Source organism: Pseudarthrobacter sp. O4 (assembly GCF_050157025.1).
Classification (GTDB): domain Bacteria; phylum Actinomycetota; class Actinomycetes; order Actinomycetales; family Micrococcaceae; genus Arthrobacter.
The window spans coordinates 157,878-182,892 of the sequence record NZ_CP189591.1 but is presented as its reverse complement, the minus strand read 5'-3'; the positions used below and the strand labels follow the sequence as shown (position 1 = coordinate 182,892).

Sequence of the window (25,015 nt, the reverse complement as noted above, 5' to 3'; positions counted from 1 at the left end):
CTGGTCTGGAGTTGTGACCAAGAGTCCGTCGATTTTTGGAAGAAGGCCGGCAAATGCTCGATTCGCTGCACGAATGAGCCCTACACTTTAAGCCAGGCTGGGACGCAATCCTTCCGGGGGAAGCAGGACGGTATGGCAGCCACACGGCATGGGAATTCCCTGAGGGGTCCGGAAGTCAAAGGCCTCCTTCGGCCCCGCCTGATCCCCCGCTCTGACGGCACTTCCAACGCGCGGCTTGGCCTCGTAGTCGCACCGCCCGGGACCGGCAAAACGACTCTCCTGGCGCAATGGGCGGCCCAACGGTCCACCGCCGTGGCCTGGTACCGGTCCGTTCCGGGGGACGCAAAGCCCGGCCGAATGCTCACCAGCTTTGCCGCGGCGCTCGGCACGGCTGCCGACCAGGAATCCCCCCGCTCCTTCGCCGAGCTGGAGAGCCTGGCGGGGCGGCTTGAAAAGCCGTTCGTTTTTGTCGTGGATGACCTGCATGCGATGGCGCATTCGTGTGCGGAGTCCGAACTCGAGCGTCTTCTTGCACTCAATTCACCGCAGCTGCATTTCCTCGTGGGCAGCCGCCGCCCCCCGCACTTTAATCTGGCCAGGTCCGAGCTGCCTGCTGCCGTTACCGTGGGCGGTGACGACCTGCGTTTTCGCGCGAATGAGGTTGATCAGCTCTTCCGGAACACATATAGGCAGCCCCTGAGTCCCGCCGGCACTTTGAATCTGACGTCCAGGACGGACGGCTGGGCCGCGGCCCTGCACCTCTTCCACCTCGCGACGACAAGCCGTTCCACAGTGGAACGGCGTCGGGCAGCTGAGTCCCCCAGCCCGACGTCCCGCCACGTCCAGGACTACCTGACGCACCATGTCCTCGCCGGAGCCTCCGAGGACATGGAATTGCTGCTTCGCCGCAGCTGCCTTTTCGACGTACTGACACCGTCCCGCTGCGACGCGCTCCTGGAGGGCCGTGACAGCCGGCAATTGCTGCACCGCCTCGAACAGCTCGGCGTCATCTCGCGTGAGGGGGACGGCGCATCGCTGCGGGCCCCGGAGGTGCTTCGACACTACTTTGCTAGCACGCTGGATGCCACGCAGCACAGCCGAGCCGGTGGCACCCGTGAGTGCACAGCGACTGTCCTTGAACAGGAGGGAGACTTCGGCGCCGCCTTGGGGGTGCTGGCCGAAGGCCAGGACTGGGACAAGGTGCGGAGCCTTCTGGAACGGGCGGGGAAGCACGCCGTGCAACCGGGTGCCTGCGGGTGGGCTGCCCTGATTCCAGGGCCTGCGCTGCAGGATGACGCCGGTTGCGCCGTGGCCGCGTCGCGGCAACTGCTCGATGACGGATGCGTCGCGGCCGCCTGCAGAACCGCCGCCGGGGTCCCCGCGCTGACCAGCGATCCCGAGTGGCTCGCATTGGCCAGAGACCTTCAACTGGAAGCGGCTGTGTGGGCCGGGGACGCGGCCGCCCAGGGGCCGGGCCCGGCGGGCCGCCTTCGGGAGGCCACCCAGGGGAACCCCGCCGGCGTCGCCCGCTCGATGGGCGATCCTCACCGCCCCCGGGAATTCCTCGCCAATGGCTTGTCGCGTCTGCTTTCTGGAGATCAGCGCTCCTCCATGCCGGCGCTGCGGCGGTGTGCGGAGCTACTGGACGAGGAACCGGCCGCTGCACTCGCGGCCCAGCTTGTACTCGCTGTTTTTGGTCCGGAATCCTCGGTGTCCAACCCTGACGGTGCGGCCGCGGAATTGGACGCCGTGCAGCGGCAGGCTGAACGGCGCGGTTTCACCTGGCTGGCCCGCCTGGCCCAGGGTGTCCAGGCCGCCCTCCCCGGAACCTCAGGCTGTCAGGAGTCCGTTCGGTCCATCATTGACAGCTGTGAGCAGCGGGGCGACGAGTGGGGAGCGGCGCTTGTCGCAGCCTCCGCCGCCCTCGTGCGGCTGCGTGCGGGCCGCCCGGATGCCCGGGAGTTCGGCGCATTGGCGGTCCGTTTCCGCAGACTCGAGGCAGGTGCCCTGGAAGCGTGGGCTCATTCCGCGCAGGCCCTCGTGAGTGCCGCTGTGGACTTGCCTGGAGCCGCCGAAGAGGCCCGGTCAGCGGAGGCGTTCGCGCGGGCGGCGGGAGTTCCCGGAGCACTTGCAATCGCTTTTGCGGCCATGGCCCTGCAATGGCCTGTGCACTATGGCGAACTGATGCAGGTGGCTCAAGAGACCGGAACCTCGGCGGGTTTGGTGTGCCGGCCTTGGACGTGGGTCGCGGCGGAACCCCAGGCCCCGGGCGCTCACCATACTCCGAAGCGCCGGTCAGTGACCGGCCCGGCGGGCGCTGCCGGCCTCGCACCGGCTAGCCGCGCCGTCGAGGTAGCGGACGGCGCGCCGCCGCCATCGCTGAAGGTGGGCTGTTTCGGTGGTTTTGAACTGCACAGCGACGGTGTTGGCGTTGATCTGACCAGAGTGCGGCCCCAGGCCAGGACTGTACTCCGGATTCTTTCCCTGAATGCTGGCCGCCCGGTTCACCGGGAACGGCTGGCGGGGTTGTTGTGGGCAGATCTGGACACTGCCTCGGCACTGCATGCCCTGCAGGTGAGCGTGTCCAGCCTGCGCGGAGCCCTCCAGCCTCCGGGCCAACCCGAGGGCCAACAGCTCCTCGTCCGGCAGGGCGAGGCCTACGCCCTGGTGCTTGGCGAAGGCTCGGCCTTCGATCTGGCGGATTTCGACCGGACCCTGCATGATGCGTCGCTGGCACGGTCGGCCGGAGACCACCGCGGCGCGGCCGAAGAGCTGCGCCGCGCCGTCCAGCTGTATACCGGCGAGGTGCTCCCGGAAGACGGTCCGGCGGAGTGGGTGACCGACACCCGTGAGAGGTACCGGCTGCGGGCAGCCGAAGCTGCGGCGTCGCTGGCAAGCCTGGAGCTGGTCCTGGGAAACCCGGCCGATGCCGCCGCCGCCGCCACCCGGAGTGTCGAGATTGATCCCTGGCGGGACGAATCCTGGCGGACCCTGGTGGAGACCTTCCGGCGCCTCGGGGATCCGGCGGCCGCGGAACGCGCGCAACGGCGCTACCACCTCATACTGCACTCCCTGGGCGTACCGGCCGCAGCCGGGCTTTCCGTCCCGGACGGCTCGGCTACCGCCGGCCGGCGAACTGGACCTCGGCGACGGACACGGGTGCCCCCTCCGGACCGGTCGAGTCCAGGATCTTAAACCGCACCGCGGAGGCCTGGTCCGCCCCGATATAGAAGCTCTGGGGAGCGGAGTCGTCCTTGAGGTCTACGGTCCGGGAAGCCTGTCCCCCGTCCGGGCGGATCGCGGTGATCTCCACCCTGACCGGCCGCCGCTCCTTGAGGAAGACTTCCCGCACGTTCGACGCGCCGGCGCTGATGACCACGTATGACAGGCGGAACGGCCTGTCGAAGCCTGCCTCAAGTGCAGCACTGACATTACCCGGAGCTCCCGCAGCCCACGAGCGGTTGGAGAAATGGTCTATGGCCAGTTCCGGACCCCGGTTCATCGCCTTACTCGTCGCTGTCATCCTCTGGGCCGGCTCTTCCGAATCTCCGAGTTCATCCTGGACGCGGGCCACGCCCGCCGCGATCACGTCCCTGCCAAAGTAGGCGGCGCCGCCAAAAAGCCCGACAACCGCGAGGAGCGACACCGAGCGCACCGGGAAGCGCCATGGCTTCCGCCACTTGGGCCGGCTTCCTGCCGGCAGCGCCTGCCGCTGGGGGCGGCTCAGCAACCGCCGCCACCATGGCGGCGCAGGCACAGCGGCGGCCTCCTTGAGGCTGGCCGCGCAACGCCGGCAGAAGCTCCGGTCCCGCTTGTTGCCGGCCCCGCACCGGCCGCAGATCAGCTCTCCCGGAAGCGGCGGACGTTCATCGGGCAACGGGACCTGGCTCGGCGCCCGAACTTCCGGCTGGCCGGGCCTGACCTCGGCCGGTCCGGCGCCGCGCCGGACCGTGGAAGCCCCGGACGGCGTGCCCGGCGCCGAACCTGACCGGACACCGGACGGCGGACCCGGCGCGAGCCCCGGCGGACCAGGGATTACGGGAAGGGGTGCCGTTGTCACGGCTGGGCTGGCTCCCGAGCCCGAGCCTGCCGTCAGCGGCGGGCGTTTTGCCTCCGCCGCGGCGGCTGGCCGCTGCCAGACCAGATACGCTCCACAGTTGCTGCAGAAGCTTTCGCCGTCATTGTTGCGGGCACTGCAATCTCCACAAATCAGCACCTTGACTCCTCAGGGATCATCAACGCGAGGGGCAACTCCGGGCACTATCTCCAGGGTGTGGGGAACGTGGGCCGGCTTCACGGAATTGATAATGCCCTCCAGGCGACGGAGGTCGACGTCCTCTCTCGCCGCGGCGGATACGCGGATGTGCAGCATCGCGTCGGCCCGGCCCGGCAGTTCCGCGCCCGGGCTCGAGGACCATGCGGCGCCACCGCTGTCTGCAACCTCGACGTCCACGACACCGCCGACGGCGAGCTTTACGGCGTCGGCCAGTCCCGGGACGGTGCCGCGGCGCCGGTGGATCGTTGCCGCGTGCGCAACCACGTCACGGCGCCGGGCGGCGGACCACGATTCGTCCAGCCGCACGCCCACCCACTCCGCCAGCCAGTCCAGGAAATCCTCGGGTGCCAACCGTGGGTCAAGGTAAGAGGCGAGCCCGTCCAGCGTCGTGAAGACCGGCGCGAGGGCGTCGTCGAACGCCAGCAGGAACCGTTGGAGGAACGCGTCCTCCTGCAGGACTGCCGGCAACCGGACGCCCAGGGGCACCGCGCTGCTGAGCCCCGGCACCATGCCGCGCATCTCAGCTCCCTTCCGTCACACGGACTCTGTGGTCAAAGGAAAAAACCAGTGCGTTCCGTTCCACTTCGACCCGCTGCAGCGGCTCACCACGCCGTCCCGTGATGGGATCGGCAGCGAACACCAGCACCTCGTCGACGATCTCGGTTCCGGCCAGCCTCTGCAGCACCGCATGCACCTCGCCGGCGTGCACGGGACGGCCGAACGGCCATCCTTCGCCGTCCGGGCCGCCACGGATCGGATCAAAGTACTGATAGAGCGCCCGCAGGGCATCGCGCTTCAGCGCCTCACGCGACGTCCTGGGGCGTGCGGTGAGCTGGGCGACGACTGTCACGCCGCGGTAGAAGGGCGGCTCAACCAGGACCCGGGCACCCACCGGACGGCGTGCGTCAAGGTACTCCGCAACCACCGAGAGCGTTACGTCATCCGGCACCAGATCCTCGAACTTCAGCCGCTGCTCTTTGTCCGGGACGGCCGCCGGAACCACCAGCACCCTGACCCCGCCAGCCTCATCGGGCCCCGTGGCCGGGATGCAGCGGACCCGGGCAATGGCAGGCGCGGCGCGCTTCGCAAGCTGTTCGTAGTCCTCGGCCGTGATCGCGCGGTCACGGGTTCGCAATGCCAGCGGCCCGCGCTCCTTGGCCTGTTCAATGGTCTCCGGAGCTACCCCGCCGTGGGCAGCGCGGCGGTTCTCAACGCTGTTGACGAAGGGAATGCTGGACCGCAGCACCGACAGGGCCCGGGCTGCAACGTTTCCGTTGGGCCCCCCGCCGGTGCGGTACCGCGGAACGCGGACGGGGCTGCCGGCCGGCGGCACGGCCCCGTAGTGGTGCAGGGACCCGTCGGGCTCGCGTACTGCGGGCGGGAAGTGGACGATGCCCGCTGTGCGGTCGATCGCGATGACCCGGTCGTCCGGGCTGCATCCCGCGAACGAGTCCACTTCGGTCCAGGAATCCCAGCCGGAGCCGGCGGCGATCTCAACCACGAAGTCCTCGCCGCCGGGCACCACGGGGCGGCGACCCAATTCAAACGACTGCCCCGGGACGCCCTCGGACATTCCGATCACCTCACCGGATATCGTTTCGGCGTGGACGGCCGGAACGGACCCGCCGATCGTGAAGGCGCTCGCCAAGTGCACCGTGGGGGACGCGCTGTAGGGCGGGTAACCGGCAACCGGGTCCACCACACGGCATCGCAGCCAGCCCGCCCGGACTCCTCCAAGAAGCGAGGCCGTGTGGGTGTGCGGCACATGGATCACGACGTCGCCGGGCCGGTTCAGCCCGCCCGTCCCGTCGGAGTCGAGCTCGCATGATGCCCACCCGGCGCCGTTCCACGCCTCCCACACCAGCGGTGGGTTGCTGGGGTTCACTCCCACTCCCCTGACCTCGCACTCGAACCGCAGGGCCACCGCGCAGGAGGGTGCCTGATCGTTCAAGCCGAGCAGCAGCGCGTCCCCGGGCACCGGCGGCGTCCCGAAGCAGGCGAAGCCGCCGTCCCCGTGCAAGAACTCGGTATGCCGCACCGGGGCTCCGCCGCCCGCCTGCGTCATGACGTGCGCCAGCCTGCGGGGCGGCACTGTCAGCTCCCTCGTCGTGGCGAAAACCACCGCCTCCTCCTCCTCCGTGCGCCGCGTCGAGGCCTCCGTTCCCTGCGGAATGACGACGGCGTCGGGCTGCGGAGCGGACAACCACATCAGGAGCTCGACGGAGGCGGCTGTCGGCGGGTGCAGGGTCACTCCGAGCAGCTCCAGGAAAGCGATGTACAGCCGGTCCGGTACCCGGTTCAGCCGGTAGAAAAGCTGGTCCACCATGAACGCGAACGTTTCGATGAGGGTCACGCCCGGATCGGAGACGTTGTGGTCGGTCCACTCCGGGCAATAGTTCGCGACCATGCGTTTCGCGTCGTCCACAAGGTCCTGGAACCGCCGGTCATCGAGGTTGGGTGATGGGAGCATTAGTAAGCAGCCTCCTCGCCGCTGCGCGGAATGACGTAGAAGGGGAAGACGAGGTTCCGGGGGTCGTTAGTACCCCTGATCGTGTACTGCACATCGATCAGCAGCATTCCATCGGCGGCCCCGTCAAAATGGACCAGCACGTTTTCGACGTCGATCCGGGGCTCCCAGCGGTCGAGCGCCACCCGGACGGCGTAGGCGATGTCGCCTCCTGTTGCCGCGTCGGCAGGGGCGAAGACATAGTCGTGGACGGCGCAGCCGAATTCCGGCCGCATGGGCCGCTCGCCCGGAGACGTCGCCAGGATGAGGTGGATGCTCTCCTCGATCTCTCGCTGATCGTGAACCAGCGCGATGCTGCCCGTCCGGTCGGTGCGCAGCGGGAACGCCCAGCCGGCACCAATGAACTCCTGACCCACGTCACTGCCTCCTCTCGCCCGGTGGACTGCCCTTTGCTTCCCGGCTCAGTTGATGCGGACCAGACCGCCCTTGACCGTGGTCGTGGCTCCGCCGGACAGTTCAGCCGTCGCGTCTCCGGCCACCAAGACGTTCGGTGCCTTCACTTCGGCTGAGCCGCTGCCCGTGATCTTCACGGTGACGCCCTTCAGCTCCAGGCCGGAGGCCGCTTCCACTGTCACGTTCTTGCCCTTGATGACCACCTCGCCCGTCTGCGTTGTGACCGAAACATCCTTCTTGGCCGTAATGTTCACGGGGCCTTCGGAAAGGATCTCGATTCCCGCGTCCGGTTTCTGTCTGAGCGAGATCTTTTGCTTGCCGGCGTGCGTGCTGACGGTGAGTTGTTCGCCGTCGGGCGATTCCAGGAACTCAACCAACATGCCCGAACGGGAGACGAACGCGCGCCGCTGCACGGCGCCGTCGGTGGAACCGATGTGGTCCGCCCAGGGTTTGTCGGGCTTGTCCTTGCCATTGAAGAGGCCGCCCAGGACGAACGGCTGCTGGAAGCTGCCGTGCCCGAAGGCGACGAGGACCTCGTCCCCGACCTCGGGGAGTACGACGGCGCCACGGGAGGCGCCTGCACCCGCCTGGACCGTGCGCGCCCACCAGCTTTCGTAATTGTCGGACAGGACCGGAAACTTGACCTTGACCCTGCCCTGGTTCTCCGGATCCTTCGCAGCAGTCACCACGGCGTTGACAACGCCGGGCACGGCGGCGGCCCTGCCGTTCGCGCCGGCTGCGACTCCGTAAAGTGACCGCTCGGATTCATGGCTCACGGAAAACGTTGTGAGGTAGCCGCTGTCCGGGCTGAAATCGTGCCGGGACGCGCTCAGCGTGTAGCTTCCGTCAAAGGGCTTCCCGGCCCCTTTCAGCGACACGGCGGCACCGGACCGAAGTTTGGGATTTCCGCGGGCCACCCCCTCCAGCTCCGCAAACGCCCCGCTCAGGCGGGACGCGAGGGCAGCTGCGGTGGCCTCGCATTGGGCCGCTTGGTCAAAGGCCGTTCCCGGCGCGATGTACCGCGGGCTGTCAAACTTCTTGGCAAGCGCCGCGGGATTCACCTCGGACAGCTTGGCGCTGCGCGTCTTGGCCGGTGCGACGGCGACAATGGCGCGCTTCGCATTGACGTCCCAGCCCCTGACCTCGACGTCAGGCACTTGGTCAGCGGAGGTGACTGTTCCCCGCAGGGACACGAGGTTCACGCCCCGTTGGATCACCAGGGGCTCGGTTCTCGCCCCGCCGGCATCCGGCGGTGCCGTCGCCGCATCCGTGGAGGCTGTGAAGTGCAGGGCGCCGCCGGACACGGACAGGACCACGCCGGCTTCTATGGCCAGCCTGTGCAGGAAGTCCCAGTCGCTGATGCCGTCCTGTGCCACGTGCTGCATCACGGGGCCTTTCGCATCGATGGTCCCGGCCTTGATTCCGGCGCGCTGGGCCACCTTCCGGACGATGTCCGCCGCGGTGCTCTGCAGATATGCTTCAACCCGGCGCCCGCGGAACAGGCGGTGGGAATGATCCAGGCCGCGGACGATCGTATACAGGCCGTCGTGGTCCATCTCCGTCTCGAGGGCGGTGACTTCGCCGGACAGCAGCGGCTCCGGGCCTCCGGGTCCGCTCTGTTGGACGAGCAGCTTGACGGGCACGCCGATGCTGATCCCTGCCTTGTCCAGGACGGAGGAATATTCATCGCTGAAGCGGAGCACAAACAGGTCCGGAACGTTGATGCTGTCATCGACGTAGCCGGACACGAGCCGTGCGGCGGTGTCCGGCGGAAGCGGCTGTCCGGCGACTTCCACCAGCAGCATGTTGCTGAACTCTTCACCGTGAGCCACGGATCACCTCCCGGCCCCGTGCCGGGTCATCCTGCAGTGCCACGGATGGCAGCTCATTCACTGCCGGCAACAGCACGGATGTGCCGGAGCGCAGACGCATCGGATCATCAATCCGGTTCGCTGCCGCCACCGCCCGCCACAGGGAAGCGTTGCCGTATTCGTTGTAGGCGATTCCCGCAAGGGTGTCCCCTTCCACAACGACGTGCACCCGCCGCGGCACGAGGCCGCCGGACGTCGGGTTCTGCTTCGGCGGATCCCCTGCTATCTCTTCAAGCGAGACGGTGCATGTAGCGCGCACCGGGACTCCGGCGGCCGTGAACAGGGTGTACTTGACCTGCACGCTGGCCACATAGGCCAGGAACCCCGTCAGCTTCCCCCACCGGAACAGCACCCACGGCGGCGAGCCCTTGTTCTGCTTCAGGGACGCCGCGGTGGGGGCGCAGCAGGAGAACAACTTTTCCACCCGCTGGACCACGGCATCATCCTGCTTCCCGGATGCGTCAAAGAACATCTCCAGGGCGAGTTTGGACGGCATCGGGCCGTTGTATTGCGGCGGGCCCGCCTTCTTGTTGGCCTTGGCGGTCTGCCGGGTCCACGAAGCCGTCTTGCCCAGGGTCAGCTCCTTCGGGTTGAACTGGAAGTCAATCCGTCCCAGCTGCGGTCCGGCCTTGTCCAAGGAGCCGTCCTTGGACGGCTCGTACAATTCCAGGTACGCGTGGGACAGTTTCAGTGCCGCCTCGCCGCCGGCACTGGCGGCGGCTGCCGCCGGGCCGGCCGCGCTGGCCGCGCTCGGCGGACGGGCCGCCACTGCGTTCGTGGTCATATCCGGTTCCTCCAGCTACCGCGTCTTCGAGACAAACCCGTGATGGGCGATCTCGAGCGTCTCCATGATGACCTTCGGCTGGTCCGGGTTGAGGGACGGTCCCTTCCACCGCACCGGGACGACGTCGTAAAGTTCCCAGCCGGCGATCTTGCGTCCACTTGCTGTCATTGCCTCGATAATTCCCGTGCAGCGGGTGTATCCGGAGGCCATGTCCGCAAACCACTTGGCGATCTTCTCGGTGTCCCGCCCCAGCGGCCGGCTCAACGTGATGTTGGGATATTTGAGCCGTGTGGGCAGCTGCCAGATGAAGGCGTTGTTGCCGCCCTCCTCGCGGGATTCGATCACCACCTCACAGCCGAGCCCCTCGCACGTGGTGAACGTCCCCAGATCCAGATTGTCCAGAGCCACGGTGTAGCGGACGCTGACCGCAGTCTCCACATCCTCCAGCATGATCTTCCTCAGTTCGCGTCGGTCCGCAGACCGCGGCGCTCGCGGTCCAGCAGCATTTCGGCCTTGATCCGGCGGATCAGCGGCCCCGCGAGCCGTTTGGCCAGATCCTCAAGCTGTTCCGGAGTCGCCGCGGTTGCGCCGCCCGGCGCCGCTGCCCCCCTCGCTGCCGGCCCCTGCGGCGCTGGCCCGGCCGCAGCAGGCTCCGCGCCGGGCTGAACAGAAGAACCTCCATCAGCCGCCTCCGGCATGGCGGTGGACGGTGCGGAAGGACCCGGGGCAGCCGGCGCGCGGGCAGCCGCTGCAAAATCAGCAGCGGAGAACCCGTCCTCCCGCTGAATGACATCATCGCTTTTCCCTGGATCCGAGGACGCGGCGGCGAGGCTCAGGAAGGGAGGCGGGGCCTCCGACAGAGACCCCGTTCCGGACGGGACCCTTGGCCCCGCGGCGAATCCGGGTGAGGCTGCGGTTGCGAGGCTCGACCCAGCCGCCGCATGCACCTGAGCCGGCAGGGCCGGCCCTCGGGCCGAGGCCGGGGACGCGCCCCAGCGTTGCAGGCCGGCGGATGGGGGTCCGACAGATTGAGGCGCAGACGTGCCCGGGAGGTTGGACATGCGCACGGGGGACCCTGATGATGCGCCGGCCACCCGGTCTGCGCTGTCCACTGGGCCAGCACCCTGTACAGAAATTGTCCGCTGAATGACCCTTCCGACGGCGGCAGTCGGTTCTGGCGGGGCGCCGGGCCCCCCGTCGAAGGGGGTGCTGGTTCCCGCGCCGGCTTCAGTTTTAAAGCCAGCGGCGAAGCCGAAGTCACCGCCTAAAATGCTGTCGATTCCGCCGATCACTGGGTGTGGCGCTGGAGCTGACGTTGGTGCTGGCACTGCATGGCCCTCAATCCCGGCAGTAGTGCCGGCAGTAGGACTGACCTGAGTGACGTCGGAGTACGCTGCCTGTGCTGCCGGAGCCGAGGCAGACTCAAGGAGCAACGGAACGGCCGCCAAAGGTGGCTCGCGCGCCGGGACCGGCGGCCGAGCCGCCGCCGGTGGCAACGCCGTCAGCCGCTGCCAGGTCTCCGGAGTTGTACCTGCCGTGGCAGTCCGGACAACCCGCATGACAACCGGACCGACTGGTTTGGGGATTGCCCGGGCCGGCACGTCAGCTAATGACCGGGAGGCTCGCTGGAGCTGGAGGGCGGCGGGCGCAAACGCGGGCCCGCCAACCCCCGGGCTCTCCCCGCTGCTTCGGCTGCTCGCGACTGGACTGCTTGAGCTTTGGCTGCCGACCCCGGTGCTGTGCTGCGGCGTGCTGTCCTGCGGATTGCTGCCCTGCGGGTTTACCGCCGGCGGGGATTGGCCTATGGAAGCGTGGCCAAGGACCAGTGGCGGAAATGGCGTGGCTTCGACGGCAGGCCATTCACCAGCCGGCCCGGTGTCCGGTTGTGCCGTCCGGGTGGGCGTGGCAATGGCCGCTAAGGAGCCTGCAATTCCCGGCTGTTCGGTGATTGCCGCCGCGACATCTGGACCGTCGACATCTGCACCGTGGAGTTCTGGACCGTGGACATCTGGACCGTCACCGGAATACGCGACGTCGGACAGCGGGGTGACGTCTGGGCCGGAGCGGGAAACGACGGACATATTGGGTGTGCCGCCATCGTGGGTGGAGAGCGAGGGACTCTCCGCCGCGGACCCGTCGCGGCCTGGCTGCTCTGGACGCGCGGCAGGAACAACGGCCGAGGGCAGCGGCGCCGTCCGATCCTCGGGAGTCGGGGAAAGCCTGGCTTCCGCGGGCCAGGCGGCAACCGCGTGGACTGGCTCGTCCACCCCGGCATCCATCGCCGGTGCGGGATCCGGCCGCGACGGATCCGAAGACCCTGTTGATGGAACGGTTTGCCCCTCGGATGACTCGTTGGCGCTCCCCGCTCCGGCGTCCGGAACGGCTGCATCGTCGGCGTCACGGTCGCCCTCGTCAACCGCCGGGAGAGGCCGGAGCGAGCCGGAAGATTCGGGGGCGGACGCCCGCTGCACCGGTAATGGGAAGGATCCGGGAGACGTTCCGGCGGACGGTCCCGCCGGCGCCGCCGGCTTCGAAAAGGCAGCTTCCGAAGATGCCGGTTCCGAAAAGGCAGCTTCCGAAAAAGACAGGGGCATACCGATTCCCAGCTTGGACATGGGGGGCGCCTGCCGGAAGCCCGGCGAGAAGTCCGCCGGCCCGGCCGCTGCCCGCTGCACAGCCGGTGCGGAGGGCAGCGGGACATACGTGGCGCTTCCGTCGGACGTGCTGCCGTCGGTATGCCGGGACCGTCCCGGCCCGGAGAAATCCACGCCCGAAGCCGGGGCGGACACCCCGGCACGCGGGGAGGAATCAGAAGACTGCAGCTCCGCGGGCAGTGAAGCAGAAGGCTCCAGCGGCAGAGCATCGACGTACAGCACCTGAAAGGAGCCGGCTTCCGCCGCGAGCAGGGAGCCGCCGCCGTCGGACTCGACGCGTTGAGCGGTCTCCGGCGCGCCGCTGTGCCTGTCCGGCATCGGACGGACAAGGGGCGCCGGAGGCGGCAGCAGCGTCATCTCCATGGGTGCCGTGGTGTACCCGTCGTTGCCCGGGGCCGGGCCGCCGCCGTCGACGTCGATGACGCCCGGTGGCGCCTGTGCGCTGATCAGGTGGGCCATGGGGCCGGTGAAGGAGGGGTCGCCCCAGGAGGAGAGCGCACCGGCGAAATGTTCAGGATCCGAGGTGAGTCGAACGCTACCGATAGTGCGTTGCAGCGGCGGCAGGAAGGCCCAGCCGCTGGGGGGAACCCGGTCCTCAACCGTTGCCGATGTCACCGGCTCGCGCGGTGCCTCATCCGCCCGGGCCTCGGGCGCCCCGCGCTGCCACGGCCACCGCATGGTTCACCGCTCCTGGGAGAGGCGCGTGTTGATGGCCGCGATTTCACGGACATAGCGAAGCCGCTGCCCGTGTTCCAGATCCAGGATGTCATCGAGTGGCCAGTGGAAGTGATAAGCCACGTACGACACCTCCTCGTAGATCCGGTCCGGCGCGTACGTCATGATTCCCCCAGGCGGCCACCGGCGAGGTCGGCGGTGAAGCGGTGGGAGCATTCCGGGCACGTTACGGCAATCCGGGTGTGGCCCTCGGCGTTGATCCGCCGGTAGAAGTCCTGCAGGAAGGCAACGTCGGAGGCGAACATGTTTTCCACGACGGCGGACGTGACGGCTCCCAGCGTGCCGAGGGAGGTGATGACCCTGCCGAGCAGGACCACGGTCGTGTAGGCAGCGTTCTCCTGGACCCGTGCGTCATAGAGCGGCAGCAGTTCGTCCCGGGCCGTTGCCAAACGCATGACTCCAGATTTGTGCACGGTCCCGTCCTGGTCCACGTAGCCGCGTGGAAGCTCAAAGCTGAACTCGGTGCGGAGCGGCTGACGCCCATTCTCCGGCCCCCGGCCGGCCGGAGCCCCGGAGGCATCCGCTTCCGGCTCCGGCAGCACCGCCCCGCCATGGGTCCGCTGCATCACGAGATGGTGGCTTCGTCGTAGCAGATGACGAACTTCTCCGTGGCCTGCTCCGTGGCACCGGCCTTCAGGGAATTCAGTTCGATGCTCTTCACCCAGCAATTGACGAAGTTGTAGGTCTTCAGCGTGTCCCCCTTGTAGTCAAGGAGCGAGACGGCGGCTGTCTTGCGTGCCCCGGCGACGTCGCCCTCCATGACCGTCTTGAGCCAGTCCGTCACGGTCTTGCTCTCGGTAAGTCCCCTGGTGACAGTCAGCTCCCCAGGTTTCGGCCGGCCAATCAGCTGGCGGACAACATATTTTCCGTCCTTGGTCTGCTGCTTCAGCTCGATCTTGTCGACCTCGGACTTGAGGCCGCTCACTTCGATCACCCTCGGCACTTCAATGCCGTCGATCGTGACCGTGAACGCATTGGCCGGTGAATTGTCAAAATCGCCGAGGGCCATGGTCTTGCTCCTTTTGAACTGGGATTACTCGCTCACGAGGCTGGTGCCGCCGGAGAACTGGGACAGCTGGAAAATGACGAACTCGGCCGGCTTCACCGGAGCAACACCGATCTGGCAGACCACCTGGCCGGCGTCGATACCCTCGGCCGGGTTGGTCTCCGAATCACACTTGACGAAGAATGCCTGTTCGGGCGTGAGCCCGAAGAGCGCCCCCTTGCGCCATTCGTTGGTCAGGAAGGCACTGATGGTGCGGCGGATGCGCGCCCACAGGGCAGGGTCGTTCGGTTCGAAGACCGCCCACTGGGTTCCCTGCAGGATGGACTCCTCCAGATAGTTGAAGAGGCGGCGGACGTTCAGGTAGCGCCATTCGGCGTCGCTGGACATGGTGCGCGCCCCCCAGACGCGGATGCCGCGGCCCGGGAAGGTACGGATGCAGTTGACGCCGATGGGGTTCAGCAGTTCCTGTTCCGTTTTCGTGATCTGGGTCTGCAGGCTGGTGACGCCGCGGATCACCTCGTTGGCGGGCGCCTTGTGGACGCCGCGGGTGTCGTCGTTCCGCGCCCAAACACCGGCCATGTGACCCGACGGCGGGATGAACCTGTTCGTTCCGGTGCTGGGGTCGAAGGCCTTCACCCACGGCCAGTAGAGGGCGGCGAACTTCGAGTCGTAGCCGCCGCCGTCCATACGCCAGTTCTTGATCTGCTGGGCGTTGAGGTTGGGCGGCGGGTCGATGATGGCGATCCGGTCCCCCATCAGCTCGCAATGGGCAATGGCGGCCAGTTGCACGGCCTTGACGGTTTCAAGATCGATGGAGCCCTGCTCAAAGGCGGCCATCAGGTCCGGCACCGCGACCATCGTTACTTCGTCGACGGCTTCGAGGCCGCTGAACCCGGTGCGGTCCGCTGCGTCGCCCACGTAATCGTTCACGTTCAGCTCGTCCGTGGTTGGCGGCTCAGGCTCCGGCTCCGGGGCGACCAGCTGGACCGTCCCCTTGTCGGGTTTGACCAGGGCACCGCCAGTGGCGACCTCCTCGATGGTGACGATCTTGGATTCAGCACTGATCTTGGTGGCAGCGTTATTGTTGCCGCGCTTGGTGGTGACGTTGTCCCACACCTCAGGCGGCTTGCCCTCTGCCGTGATGACAATCCTGAACTGGTCCTCGGATGGATTCTCGCCGCCCGGGTCGGCGATTTCGACCGTCACGGGCTTGGGGTTAGCCGCAGTGGATTTAGCCGTCAGCCGGTATCCGCCGAGTTCAGCCGTCGGGGCGGCCGTCACGGCTTTCTGCTGTTGCTTCGGCTTATCTTCCCGTGCTCCGTCGGCGCCGATGCGCACCACGTAGCAGTTCCCTCCCCCGTTGAGGAAGTAGCCGTAGACCGCGTGGGCAAGATACGAACCTGGCACGAAGTCTCCAAAGGTTTCGGAGAATTGGGTCCAGTTGGACACGAGAGTCGGCTGGTTATCCGGACCCTTCGAGGCCAGCCCTACGAAGGCAGCGACTGCTGTGCCTACACCCTCGATGGGACGAGTGCCCGCCGCGACCTCGTTTACGTAGACTCCTGGCGAAAGATAGCTTGGCATTTTGTCTCCTCGTTGAACCCAAAACGTGGTTCAAGGGTCCCGCGGGGTGGAGTGGGGCGGCACGGCTATGCGGATGCGCTGACGGGAAGGATGGTGTGCACGAAGGGGCAGGAAATGAAATGACTGCTCATAGACGCTGATGACGGCCTGGAAACTGACGCACGCGTGACAATGTCAGGTGAACCCAGCAGCGCGGGCCACAGAGCGATTCTTGTGGCTGAAACGGACATTAAATGTATGACCCGTTTACACAATGTCGCCATATACGCCCGTCAGTCCGAGGACGTCCTTGAGAGTGTCCAGCGTAAGATCGCCAGGTGCCGCGCCCTGGTCGAGGCTAGGGCCGGATCGGCGCCCGCGAGTACGTCGACAACGACACTAGCGCCGCCAAGAACGAGGCGACGACACTGCCTGGGCCTCAATGCTGGCCGACCTTTCACGCGGCGCCGCCGACGTCGGTCGGCGGTCGCGTATGCGTCGTCAGTCGCGTCGTTCGTCCGCCCTGGGGCGTTACCGCCGTTCTGAGCAACGCGGCTAACCCGCACGGTCCTGAGGAGATAGAGGCGCCGCGCTGGGTAACCTATCCCTTGTGCCCTCACTCGCCGAAAGCGTCACCAAAAGAGCACCCATTCATCGTTTAAACACACCAGTTCAGGCCACCCACGATGAAAACCCCGGGCTACGGGACGACTTTGTACCAGGAGCCCTCAGAGTGGGCGAATAGACTGCTGCCCACGACATCGATGGTGCCGCGAACGATGAAGAGCCCCTTCAGCTTCTCCCCGCCGAGGACTTGACTCACCGCGTCCGCGTAGTGCCCCCACGATACCCATGCAGCGAAGTCGGTCCATTGGAAGGGCACACCGTTCCAGTGGTAATCCCGGGTCACCATGTCAAATATGGAGTTGCCCGTATATGTAAACCAGCTTCCCCGGTAGGGGTCCTGTCTCGGATTGACCATTTGGAAGACAGCGTCGTACGACAGTCCCGCCTTTACTAGGTCACTGGACACTTGGGCCCGTATGACTATTGCGAATGGATCAGATGAGACAAAGGACTCCTTGGGTGTCCATATGTCCCCCGGGTCAGCCGCGTAGACGGCGGGTATGTGGACGAAAGGCATCTATCTGCCCTTCTCGCCTTTGCCCTTGGGAGAAAATGTGCCGGCCGTCTCCTCGGATTGACTATTCGGTTGAATTTCTTTGAGTTCCTCAAAGCGCCCGCCTCCGTGGAGTTTACTCACGGCCTCGGCATGAGTTTGCGGTTCGAGCTTGTGGTTTGGCTTTTTCTCAGCGGAGTCCGCCATTGGATTCGCCTCCTGGCATCGTGTTCTTCGCTCACTACACCTGTTGGAAACTAATGGTGGACCCGTGAGCGGAGCTTTGTCCATGCTGAAGTAATTCCATTTCTGGAATTGCGCGGACTACGCCAGAGGCGATGCGGGTGAGCTGGCCAATCCGACCCGAGCTTTGTATCTCCGCCCGGGGCGACTTTCACAGGCCGGGTAGCCTTCTGCCGAAGCCATCAAATGCCCATGTCGTCGTGGACGCCGACGGTGGCGAAACGGATCATCCCGTCCGTGGCGCGCCAGAAGTGCATGCGGCGCGCGGATCCGGTCTTGATCTTCAGGGCGACCCGCCAGGCCGTTCCATAGACGGCATGCTCGATGAAGTTGGACGCCCCGGGAGTCCGCCGCGGAGGCGGTGCATGTCCCGGTCCGGCATGGAGTCAGCCAGACCCGTGAGGACCTCCACTGCGACGGCGACAATCTTGGACCGGTCGACGCCCTGGATGTCTTCGACGTCCTTGAGGAAGCCGTTGACGAAGCCGCATTTGGCCAGCGGCGTTTCGGCTTTGGAGCCGGCAGGAATCCGCGTCGCCCATTCAAAGTGGACCTCGTGGCGGAACTGGTCGCCTTCCGTTAGGCAATTATTGGTCGCACGGCAGTCGGGGGCGCCTCGCCCTCAAGTGCTGGCGAACCGATGACCGCCTCCGGTGCCGGCGCGAGCTCCGGCGTCGACATCCTCGACGTAGAACAGCGTGGCCTGACGTCCCATTCAGTGGGTCTACTTGAAGTCTTTCGTGCTCTTGATGGCTCCATCGGGCATGAACACGCGCACGTGGTCTGAGGCCACGACTATGAACTTCTTGCCGCTGACAGCCTGGTCCTTGAACCACAAGATGCACTGAGCGCATTGAGGCAGGGTGGAGACCCCGATGGCCTGTGCGCCGTTCATGCGGTAGATGTTCTTCTCTGCGTGCACCAGGTCGGCACGGCCTGGGATGCCTTGGTCGCGAGGACTTCGACGAGGCAGCCACTCATTGGTCTCTAGGCTGTGTGCCTCCCGCAGCTCCTTGTTACGCCCCTCGTAGCTTTGCCCGTGGACGTAGCTTCCCGTGCGGCGCAGCAGGCTCTTAATCTCCGTCTCCCGCTTCTCGCGTGTCTTGTCCGTCTTAGCAGCCTCGGCTCGCGCCTCCAGGCTCTTTAGTTCTTTCTGGGCAGCCGGTGTCAGGATGGTCATCGCGTCAATGTCGTGGGCGGGCGCTAGTTCGGTGAACTTCGCCATCTCCGCTGCGACGTACGGAGTCATGCGTCCCACTGTCTCCCCTTCCGCAGGTGCCTCGCCCGCGCCCTGTGGAACGAGGTCGCCCCCGCCGCTGGCCCAGACCTCCCCGCGGTCTCCGCCCTCCTTCTTGTGACGTGCCACGGCCTTCCGTTTCTCGGACTCGGCGGTCGCTATCGCGGCCTTGATCGACGCCTCGTCGACCGCCTGGGCCGTCGCCGGAGTCACGCGACTTCCGATATCAGACACACCGTAGGTCCGGCCGTAGGTACCCAGATTGCGTACTAATGAGTCGAGTCCAGTCTGGAGGGTCAGATCTTCTGGCTGAGCACTCTTGCTGAGCTCGACATGACTCTCGGCCTGGGCGAGCAGAGTCCCTGCAGCAGTCGTCTGCTCGGGGTGCCCGGCGGTAAGCGCGATCTCGCGACGCAGCTTCGTGACGAGATGTTCGGTGCTGGAAGCCATCATGAGTGACGGTTGCGGCCCCGGGCGAAGGGTCAGCGTGTGCACTTCGGAGCCGAGACGGAACGGTCGCCGAATGAGCTTTAGCTTTTCGCCCACTGCCCTCGCTCCGGCCAGGACTTTGGCCTTTCCAGCCGCCGCCTTCCCCTTCACCCACGCCTTCCCCGCGGCGACCTTCGCCTTCACCTTCCCGGCGAAACCCTTGATCCCCCGGATGATCGGCCCTGCCAGCTTGAGGCCGGTCTTGATCACGAAGTCGAGGGCCTTGTTGACCGGCTTCTGCAGCGTCTCGATGATCTGCCGGATCTTGTGGCCGATGCCGCCGATGCCGATCACGCTGGCGAGGAAGCCGATGAGGATCGGGACCATCTGGCCCAGGACATCGTTGATCTTGTTCACCACGCTGCTGACGTTGCCGCGCACGATGTCGGCAACCGAGTCGATGATGGTGTTGACGAACTTCATGATCCGCTCGGCGTTGTTCACGAAGAACATCACGACGTCGTAGATCAGCTTGCAGGCCTTGATGAACGCCGCGGCAGGGTTGAGCAGGCCGATGAGCCAGGTGATGCCGGCGGTGATTACCTTGGTGATCACGAAGTCCTTGACCTGCTCGAGGATCATGTCCTTGATGTTGCCGAGTTTCTCCAGGAGCATCTGCCACAGGCCCGCAACGCCCTGGCTGGCGATGACCTGGAAGATCTCGACGCCCTTCTCCACGGCGGCCATCGCCTTTTCGCCGATCTGCTTGACGAGCCGGTTGCGGATGTTGGCCCATGTCAGCCCGAAGATCGAGGCGAGCAGTTTGATGATGCCCTTGATATCGAAGGTGTCCGGGAGCTCGACGCCGCCCTCCGCCAGGGCGCCGAACAGCCAGCCCATCAGGCCCTTCTTGAGGTGGCCAAGGATGTTGTCCTTGAACTTGAGGATGCCGCCCTTCACACCCTCGATCAGGTTGCCCAGGAAAGCGACGGGGTTCTTGATAATGTCCCCCACGACGCCCGCGGCGCGGGAGAGCACGTTCTTGAGCATCGTGGCGAGCTCGCGGATGGTGTTGATGATCGCCTTGATCGCGCCGATCGCCTTGTCCACCAACCCCTTGTTCTCCGCCTGCAGTGCCTCGATCCGCTCGTCGAGGCCCTTGCGCGCCTCGACGTACTTCGTGGCGAGGGCGTCCACCACAGACTCCTGCTTGGCGTTGACGTCGCCCTCGAGCGCCTCGAACTTGTCACCGATTTCCTTCGTCGCCTCGGAGCCGACCTTCTGGAGGTCGGCGGGCAGGCTCTTGACGTACGAGGCGATCTCGGCCCTGCCCCTGGCGATGCGCTGCTTGGCCTTGTCCAGCTCGGTCCCGACAATGTTCGCCACGTTCGAGATGACGCCGTCCATCTGCTGGAGATAAAGCTCGCGGCCGGCCTCGTAAAACTCGTTGACCTTCGCGGGCATGCCCGCGATCTTGTCCCGGAGCCAGCGGTACCCTCCGAGCCAGCCGCCGTACCGGTCCTTCTTGTACGCCGACATCTTTGCCTCGACGTAGGCTTCGAACACCGACCGCGCCCGGGCCTCGCCCTCGGTGAAGGCAGCATCCACCTTCGGGTCGATTCCGTCGAGGGTCTTTTTTACGTCGGCCTCGGTTGCGGCGAAGATGCCCTGCACTTTCGCCGTGACCTCGGCGCGTTTTGATTCGTCCTTGGACTTGGCCTTGCCCTTGTCCGCGACCAGGTTGGCCAGCGCCGTCGCCTTGGCGCTTTGCATCCCCGTCACCCCCGCCGTGGTCTCCGCCCCGGCCTCGGCTTTGCCCTGCTGAAGGACCTGCTGCTCCTGCTGGCGGAACTCCGCGGGTGCGGTCTGGGCATGCTCGGCGGCGGCGTGCTTGCCGGCCAGTCCCTGCTGGAACTCAGGTTCGTTTGACTGCGCCAATTGCTGTTCGCTGACCTCGGCGTCGGCCATCTCCTGGTTGGCCTGATGCTGTCCGGCAGCGAGGTTGACCTGCTCGGCCGGAGCCGGCTTGGGCACGGCGCCTGCGGCTGGGACCGGCATCGCCTGACCCGGCTGCTCCTGGGCCATCGGGGTGACCGGCTTCGGGACGGCCTTGGACTGGTCCGGCGGGGCACTGGTGGCGGCCTCGATGTCCTTGGCCTGGCCCTCCTTGCCCTGGCCGACCAGGCCCTTGACTTCTCCCTTGGCTTCACCGGCCTTGCCGGACTTCTTGTAGTCGTCGGCCTCTTGAAGGGTCTTTGGCGACTTCGCCTCGATCGCCGTCTTGACGGCTGCGATGAACGCCTTCTTGTCGAAGGCACCGGCCTGCTGGGCGTCCATCGTGTCGACCTTGGCCGCCTTCGCCTGACCGGCGACGTCATCGGACGGCGGAAGCGCGGCCGCCTGGGCTTCCTTGGCCTTGGCGGCAGCCGGAGGGTGGGCCCTTCGTGACTGCGCGAAGCCCGTGATGGTGCCCGTGACCTGACGGAAGGCCGGATCATCCTCGGGCCGCACCGTAACGGGTGCCACCGGGGGCTGTAAGAGTTTGTCGGCGGGCAGGGCACCGGGGGCCAGGGTGGCCGCTCCCCCGCTGGCCCCGGCGTGCGCGGCAGCGGGAATCTTCCCTCCCACGGAGCCCCTGCCCGGCCCGCCGATTTTCGCCCCTGCAGCTTTCCCCAGGGGGCTGACGGCAGGGACGGGCTTGGCGGGTGGAACCGGCTTCTTCCCGGCTACCTGCCCGGGTCCGAATCCCGTCTTCGCAACCGCCAGTGCCGAGGCTGAGGGCTTGGGACCCTCGAGGTCAACGGGCACGCCGGCCGCTTGGGCGGCCTTGAGCCCCTTCTCGACCGTGGCGACGGCGGGCTCGTCCTTGCGGATCTCCTTCAGGGCTGCATCGAGCTCGGCGCCGGCCTGCTCCCCGGGGGATTTCAGCTTCGCCGCCATGAGTGCACCGACGGCGGCGTTGCCGGCCTGCCGCTGCAACGCCAGCATGGCACGAGGATCGACGCCGGCCCGCGGATAGCCGCCGGCCCGCCGCCTGCCCGCGGCGAGGACGTCGGTGACGTCACTCCAGGCAGCAGCCTGGCGCGCTACGGCGGGCCCGGCGCGTTGCGCCGGAACCTTACCGGGTCCGCTCTGGAAAGTCGTGGCCATGGGCCGCACCGGCCGGGATCAGCCCGGCTCTTCCTCTTCCGCCTCTGCGCGCTGCACCGCCTGCCCGTCAACGAAGGACCCTTGGGCGGTTTCCTCCTCTTCCGCCTCGGCGCGCTGGACGGCGGCGCCTTCCACGAAAGTCCCCGGCGCGGTGTCCTCGCCAGCATCGCGCTGGACGACGACGGCGCCCGCCGGGGAGCGCTGCGCGGTTACCGGAGCCGCGGGTTCGGACATGGCCCGCTCGGCCGTGGCCGCTGCCTCACGTTCAAACCGGTCGGACGGATCGCTGACCCGCACGCCGGTTCCCGTCGCGGTCCCGTCCACCGGCCCGCTCCGCTGCTGGACCACATGGGTGAGTTCGTGGGCGAGCATCGTCCGGCCGCTGTCCGATCCGGGATCATACCTGCCTCGCTGGAAGACGATGTTGGATCCGACCGTGTAGGCGTGGGCGTTCACCGATGCTGCGGAATTGTGCGCCGATTCCCCGGTATGGACGCGTACATCCGCGAAACTGTGGCCCAGGCGGCCCTCCATATCGGCCCGCACCGGCTCCTCCAGCCGCTGGCCGCCGCCGGAAGAGACGACGTCGAGCACGGGCGACCGTTCCTCCTCGGCGAGACCGCGGGCGCCGCTGTTGCCGACCGCGCGCTGCAGCGCCAGGAGGCCGCGGGATCCGACGACGTCGGTGCGGCCGGCCGCGGCCGCCCGGTACAGCACGGCGGTGTCGTTGGCTTCGGGCCGGGCTGGCTTGGAGCTCAGTCTGTCGGCGTCGAACTGGTCGTGGTCGTGGCTGTGCAAGGTGCACCCCTTTCATCAGACCTACACCGACGATGCGCTCCGCGGTGCCGCCCCGCAAGCGCCGGCCCGGCGCCGGAAAGGGCAGCCGCTCCTGCCCGAATGGGCACTGCGCCGGCTCAGCCACGGTGCTAGCCGCTCAACCGGCGCGACGCGGCCAGCATTCCCCAGTACGGGCCGAACTCACTTTCGAGCGTCAGGCGCCCGAGCTTGCGGTACTCGCGCTGCACGGCGGTGACAAGGTGCGCCATGGTCACCGTCCCGCCGTCGTCCGCGGCGAGATAGGCGGCGGTGACTGCGGCAGAGCGGATGGCCCCGCCGGCCAGTTCAAAGGCGCGGCCCAGGAACGCAAGGTCAATGTCACCGGCGCGTTCCAGTGTCCGGCCGAGGCACCGGTCCCACAGCACGGTCCGGTGCTCGGCATCAGGCAGCGGGAAATCCACGACGACGTCCAGCCGCCGGGTGAAGGCCTCGTCGATGTTCGCCCTCAGGTTGGTCGCCAGGATGGCCAGGCCGTCGAAGGTCTCCATCCGCTGCAACAGGTAGGCGCTCTCAATGTTGGCGTAGCGGTCGTGGGCGTCCTTGACCTCGGAGCGGCGCCCGAAGACGGCGTCGGCCTCGTCGAAGAGCAGCACCCCGTTGACGCCGGCAGCGGCGGTGAAGATCCGCTCCAAATTCTTCTCCGTCTCCCCCACGTATTTGTCGACGACCGTGGCCAGGTCCACCACGTAAAGGTCCAGTCCAAGTTCCCGCGCCACGACTTCGGCGGACATCGTTTTGCCGGTTCCCGAGTCCCCGGCGAAGAGGGCCGCCACCCCGTGTCCGCGGCCGGCCCCCGGACGCATGGCCCAGTCGCCGAGGACCCGCTCCCGGTGCCTGGCCCGCAGTGCCACCTCCTTCAGGGCCAGCAGCACGGCATCGGGCAGGACCAGGTCATCCCAGCCCACCACCGGTTCCACCCGCCGGGCCAGGCGGTCAAGCGCGGAACCGTTTTCGGCGCGCGCCCCCGCCGCGAGATGCGCGGCGGTGATCCGGCCGTCTGCGCTGAGGGTGGCCTGCACCTGCGCGGAGCCCGCAGCCCGGGCAACCTGCTCCGGACGCAGGCGGAACGCCGAAGTGGCTGCCCCGACGTCGAACCCGTTGAGGGGCCCGAGCGCTGTCCGCCACAGCTCCGATCTCTCGGCTGATGAGCTGGCCGGGACGTCCACCAGCAGGGGCGGCCGCTTGGTCCACGCCGGATCCCACGCGGCCTCGCCGGTGAGCAGCACAGGCAACGGTTCGGCGTGCAGTGCCGCCAGCACCGCGGGACGGTCCGGCACCGCGGCAATCGGCCCAGCCACCAGCCCGGCGCCCCGGAGCCTTGCTTCCCGCACCGCAAGTTCCACCAGCCGGAGCGGTTCCCGTTCGGCGGCCAGGCGGGTCAGGTCCACAAATACGGCCTCATAGCCCGCGGAGCGCAACGCACCAGCGGCCAGCACACGGCCCGAACCCGTGGCAGGTTCCCTCAGATAGGCCAGCAGGATACCCGTCCCGAGGGCCCGGGCCAGCGGCGCAGCATCTCCCCAGATCACGGCTGGAGGCTCGGCCAGAACGGCCAGGAGGGCAGGCTCGGGGGTGTCGTCGCCCAGGAGATGTCCGACGACGCGGTCCGGCACCCGCAGCGCCCGTCCGGGCAGCGGGCGGTCGGGATCCTCCACCGCCAGCAGGCCACCGCTGATGAGCGGGCCGGACAGCAGCCGGGCCCTGCCGTCCGCCGCGGACAGCGGTGTGCCGCAGAGCGCCAGCGCGACGGCGGCCGACGGGCGGTGCCGCGTGACGTCGTCGTTCAGGTAGCCGAAGAGCTGCTCGAAGCGCGGGTCGAGATCGGCCGCGAGCGCTACCAGCAGCAGATCGATATCGAGGGGCGTCAGGCCAAACGTGGACGCCAGCTCCCGGAGCCGGAGCCGTTGCCCTGCAGTCTGCGCCGTGTCCGCAAGGTCTTCGCAGCGCAGCTGTCGGGGCGATGCCCCGTCGAGTCCGTCTCCCTGCCCGTCCCCCTCCGGGGACAGACGTTCCCTGCCGAGCAGGCGGTCCACGGCCTCGTCGCTGAGGTAGAGCCCGCGGAACGGATCATCGGGCTGGGGGTCTTCGGCCCGCCGGGCCGCCACCAGGAGGCGGATGCGTTCCTCCACCACGCCGACGCGTCCGAGCAGGTGCGCGAGGCTGGGGTTCGCCGTCATCTTGCCGTCACCG

Annotated in this window: 18 protein-coding genes; 2 read left to right on the top strand and 16 right to left on the bottom strand. The window is 67.2% G+C overall.

Annotation, left to right across the window (positions count from 1 at the left end):
* Nucleotides 1–132 precede the first annotated feature (132 nt).
* Entirely contained in the window at nucleotides 133–3,195 is a 3,063-nt protein-coding gene (locus tag ACQCSU_RS00830) for a BTAD domain-containing putative transcriptional regulator (RefSeq protein WP_426977710.1), read from the top strand.
* On the opposite strand, the gene ACQCSU_RS00825 is transcribed toward ACQCSU_RS00830, so the two are convergent.
* The 13 genes from ACQCSU_RS00825 to ACQCSU_RS00765 form a co-directional block, all read right to left on the bottom strand.
* Entirely contained in the window at nucleotides 3,119–3,757 is a 639-nt protein-coding gene (locus ACQCSU_RS00825) for an NADase-type glycan-binding domain-containing protein (protein ID WP_426977708.1), read from the bottom strand. The two genes, ACQCSU_RS00830 and ACQCSU_RS00825, sit on opposite strands and share 77 nt — an antisense overlap.
* A gap of 468 nt (nucleotides 3,758–4,225) precedes the next feature.
* Entirely contained in the window at nucleotides 4,226–4,795 is a 570-nt protein-coding gene (locus ACQCSU_RS00820; protein ID WP_426977707.1) for a phage tail protein I, read from the bottom strand.
* A gap of 1 nt (nucleotide 4,796) precedes the next feature.
* Nucleotides 4,797–6,746: a putative baseplate assembly protein gene (locus ACQCSU_RS00815; RefSeq protein ID WP_426977705.1), complete on the bottom strand. Its 1,950-nt coding sequence runs from the start codon at nucleotides 6,744–6,746 to the stop codon at nucleotides 4,797–4,799.
* Nucleotides 6,746–7,159, bottom strand: a complete 414-nt coding sequence (locus tag ACQCSU_RS00810) for a GPW/gp25 family protein (protein WP_426977704.1) — start codon at nucleotides 7,157–7,159, stop codon at nucleotides 6,746–6,748. The genes ACQCSU_RS00815 and ACQCSU_RS00810 overlap by 1 nt, the downstream gene beginning before the upstream one ends.
* Before the next feature lie 45 nt (nucleotides 7,160–7,204).
* Nucleotides 7,205–9,028: a VgrG-related protein gene (locus tag ACQCSU_RS00805; protein WP_426977702.1), complete on the bottom strand. Its 1,824-nt coding sequence runs from the start codon at nucleotides 9,026–9,028 to the stop codon at nucleotides 7,205–7,207.
* On the bottom strand, nucleotides 9,015–9,851 hold the full coding sequence (locus tag ACQCSU_RS00800; protein WP_426977700.1) for a peptidase M23: 837 nt from the start codon (nucleotides 9,849–9,851) through the stop codon (nucleotides 9,015–9,017). The genes ACQCSU_RS00805 and ACQCSU_RS00800 overlap by 14 nt, the downstream gene beginning before the upstream one ends.
* A 15-nt stretch (nucleotides 9,852–9,866) precedes the next feature.
* Nucleotides 9,867–10,301, bottom strand: coding sequence for a phage tail protein (locus tag ACQCSU_RS00795; protein ID WP_426977698.1), 435 nt, complete (start codon nucleotides 10,299–10,301; stop codon nucleotides 9,867–9,869).
* A 2,885-nt stretch (nucleotides 10,302–13,186) separates the two neighbouring features.
* Nucleotides 13,187–13,345: a DUF6760 family protein gene (locus ACQCSU_RS00790; protein ID WP_223986865.1), complete on the bottom strand. Its 159-nt coding sequence runs from the start codon at nucleotides 13,343–13,345 to the stop codon at nucleotides 13,187–13,189.
* On the bottom strand, nucleotides 13,342–13,806 hold the full coding sequence (locus tag ACQCSU_RS00785; RefSeq protein ID WP_426977697.1) for a hypothetical protein: 465 nt from the start codon (nucleotides 13,804–13,806) through the stop codon (nucleotides 13,342–13,344). The genes ACQCSU_RS00790 and ACQCSU_RS00785 overlap by 4 nt, the downstream gene beginning before the upstream one ends.
* Complete coding sequence (locus ACQCSU_RS00780) at nucleotides 13,806–14,249, bottom strand: phage tail protein (RefSeq protein WP_426977696.1); 444 nt, start codon at nucleotides 14,247–14,249, stop codon at nucleotides 13,806–13,808. The genes ACQCSU_RS00785 and ACQCSU_RS00780 overlap by 1 nt, the downstream gene beginning before the upstream one ends.
* 24 nt (nucleotides 14,250–14,273) lie before the next feature.
* A complete protein-coding gene (locus ACQCSU_RS00775; RefSeq protein WP_426977694.1) occupies nucleotides 14,274–15,830 on the bottom strand; it encodes a phage tail sheath family protein in 1,557 nt (518 codons plus the stop codon).
* Between the two features lie 679 nt (nucleotides 15,831–16,509).
* Entirely contained in the window at nucleotides 16,510–16,953 is a 444-nt protein-coding gene (locus ACQCSU_RS00770) for a hypothetical protein (protein WP_426977692.1), read from the bottom strand.
* Nucleotides 16,954–17,136, bottom strand: coding sequence for a hypothetical protein (locus ACQCSU_RS00765; protein WP_426977690.1), 183 nt, complete (start codon nucleotides 17,134–17,136; stop codon nucleotides 16,954–16,956). It abuts the gene before it with no gap.
* A gap of 397 nt (nucleotides 17,137–17,533) precedes the next feature.
* Between ACQCSU_RS00765 and ACQCSU_RS00760 the strand changes: the two genes are divergently transcribed.
* Nucleotides 17,534–17,755 (top strand): hypothetical protein, encoded by a 222-nt coding sequence (locus ACQCSU_RS00760; protein ID WP_426977688.1) that lies wholly within the window; start codon nucleotides 17,534–17,536, stop codon nucleotides 17,753–17,755.
* A gap of 141 nt (nucleotides 17,756–17,896) precedes the next feature.
* On the opposite strand, the gene ACQCSU_RS00755 is transcribed toward ACQCSU_RS00760, so the two are convergent.
* From ACQCSU_RS00755 to ACQCSU_RS00745, 3 genes are all read right to left on the bottom strand, one after another.
* Nucleotides 17,897–21,988, bottom strand: a complete 4,092-nt coding sequence (locus tag ACQCSU_RS00755) for a phage tail protein (protein WP_426977686.1) — start codon at nucleotides 21,986–21,988, stop codon at nucleotides 17,897–17,899.
* A gap of 18 nt (nucleotides 21,989–22,006) precedes the next feature.
* Complete coding sequence (locus tag ACQCSU_RS00750) at nucleotides 22,007–22,786, bottom strand: DUF4157 domain-containing protein (protein WP_426977684.1); 780 nt, start codon at nucleotides 22,784–22,786, stop codon at nucleotides 22,007–22,009.
* Nucleotides 22,787–22,914: 128 nt separating this feature from the next.
* Nucleotides 22,915–25,002, bottom strand: coding sequence for an ATP-binding protein (locus tag ACQCSU_RS00745; protein ID WP_426977683.1), 2,088 nt, complete (start codon nucleotides 25,000–25,002; stop codon nucleotides 22,915–22,917).
* Nucleotides 25,003–25,015: the final 13 nt, after the last annotated feature.

Excerpts from the sequence above, each read along its gene's own strand:
- ACQCSU_RS00775 (WP_426977694.1), bottom strand. The coding sequence starts at position 15,830 with ATGCCAAGCTATCTTTCGCCAGGAGTCTACGTAAACGAGGTCGCGGCG.
- ACQCSU_RS00770 (WP_426977692.1), bottom strand. The coding sequence starts at position 16,953 with ATGCCTTTCGTCCACATACCCGCCGTCTACGCGGCTGACCCGGGGGAC.
- ACQCSU_RS00745 (WP_426977683.1), bottom strand. The coding sequence starts at position 25,002 with ATGACGGCGAACCCCAGCCTCGCGCACCTGCTCGGACGCGTCGGCGTG.
- ACQCSU_RS00800 (WP_426977700.1), bottom strand. The coding sequence starts at position 9,851 with ATGACCACGAACGCAGTGGCGGCCCGTCCGCCGAGCGCGGCCAGCGCG.
- ACQCSU_RS00785 (WP_426977697.1), bottom strand. The coding sequence starts at position 13,806 with ATGCAGCGGACCCATGGCGGGGCGGTGCTGCCGGAGCCGGAAGCGGAT.
- ACQCSU_RS00790 (WP_223986865.1), bottom strand. The coding sequence starts at position 13,345 with ATGACGTACGCGCCGGACCGGATCTACGAGGAGGTGTCGTACGTGGCT.
- ACQCSU_RS00780 (WP_426977696.1), bottom strand. The coding sequence starts at position 14,249 with ATGGCCCTCGGCGATTTTGACAATTCACCGGCCAATGCGTTCACGGTC.
- ACQCSU_RS00830 (WP_426977710.1), top strand. The coding sequence starts at position 133 with ATGGCAGCCACACGGCATGGGAATTCCCTGAGGGGTCCGGAAGTCAAA.
- ACQCSU_RS00795 (WP_426977698.1), bottom strand. The coding sequence starts at position 10,301 with ATGCTGGAGGATGTGGAGACTGCGGTCAGCGTCCGCTACACCGTGGCT.
- ACQCSU_RS00820 (WP_426977707.1), bottom strand. The coding sequence starts at position 4,795 with ATGCGCGGCATGGTGCCGGGGCTCAGCAGCGCGGTGCCCCTGGGCGTC.
- ACQCSU_RS00765 (WP_426977690.1), bottom strand. The coding sequence starts at position 17,136 with ATGGCGGACTCCGCTGAGAAAAAGCCAAACCACAAGCTCGAACCGCAA.
- ACQCSU_RS00755 (WP_426977686.1), bottom strand. The coding sequence starts at position 21,988 with ATGGCCACGACTTTCCAGAGCGGACCCGGTAAGGTTCCGGCGCAACGC.
- ACQCSU_RS00815 (WP_426977705.1), bottom strand. The coding sequence starts at position 6,746 with ATGCTCCCATCACCCAACCTCGATGACCGGCGGTTCCAGGACCTTGTG.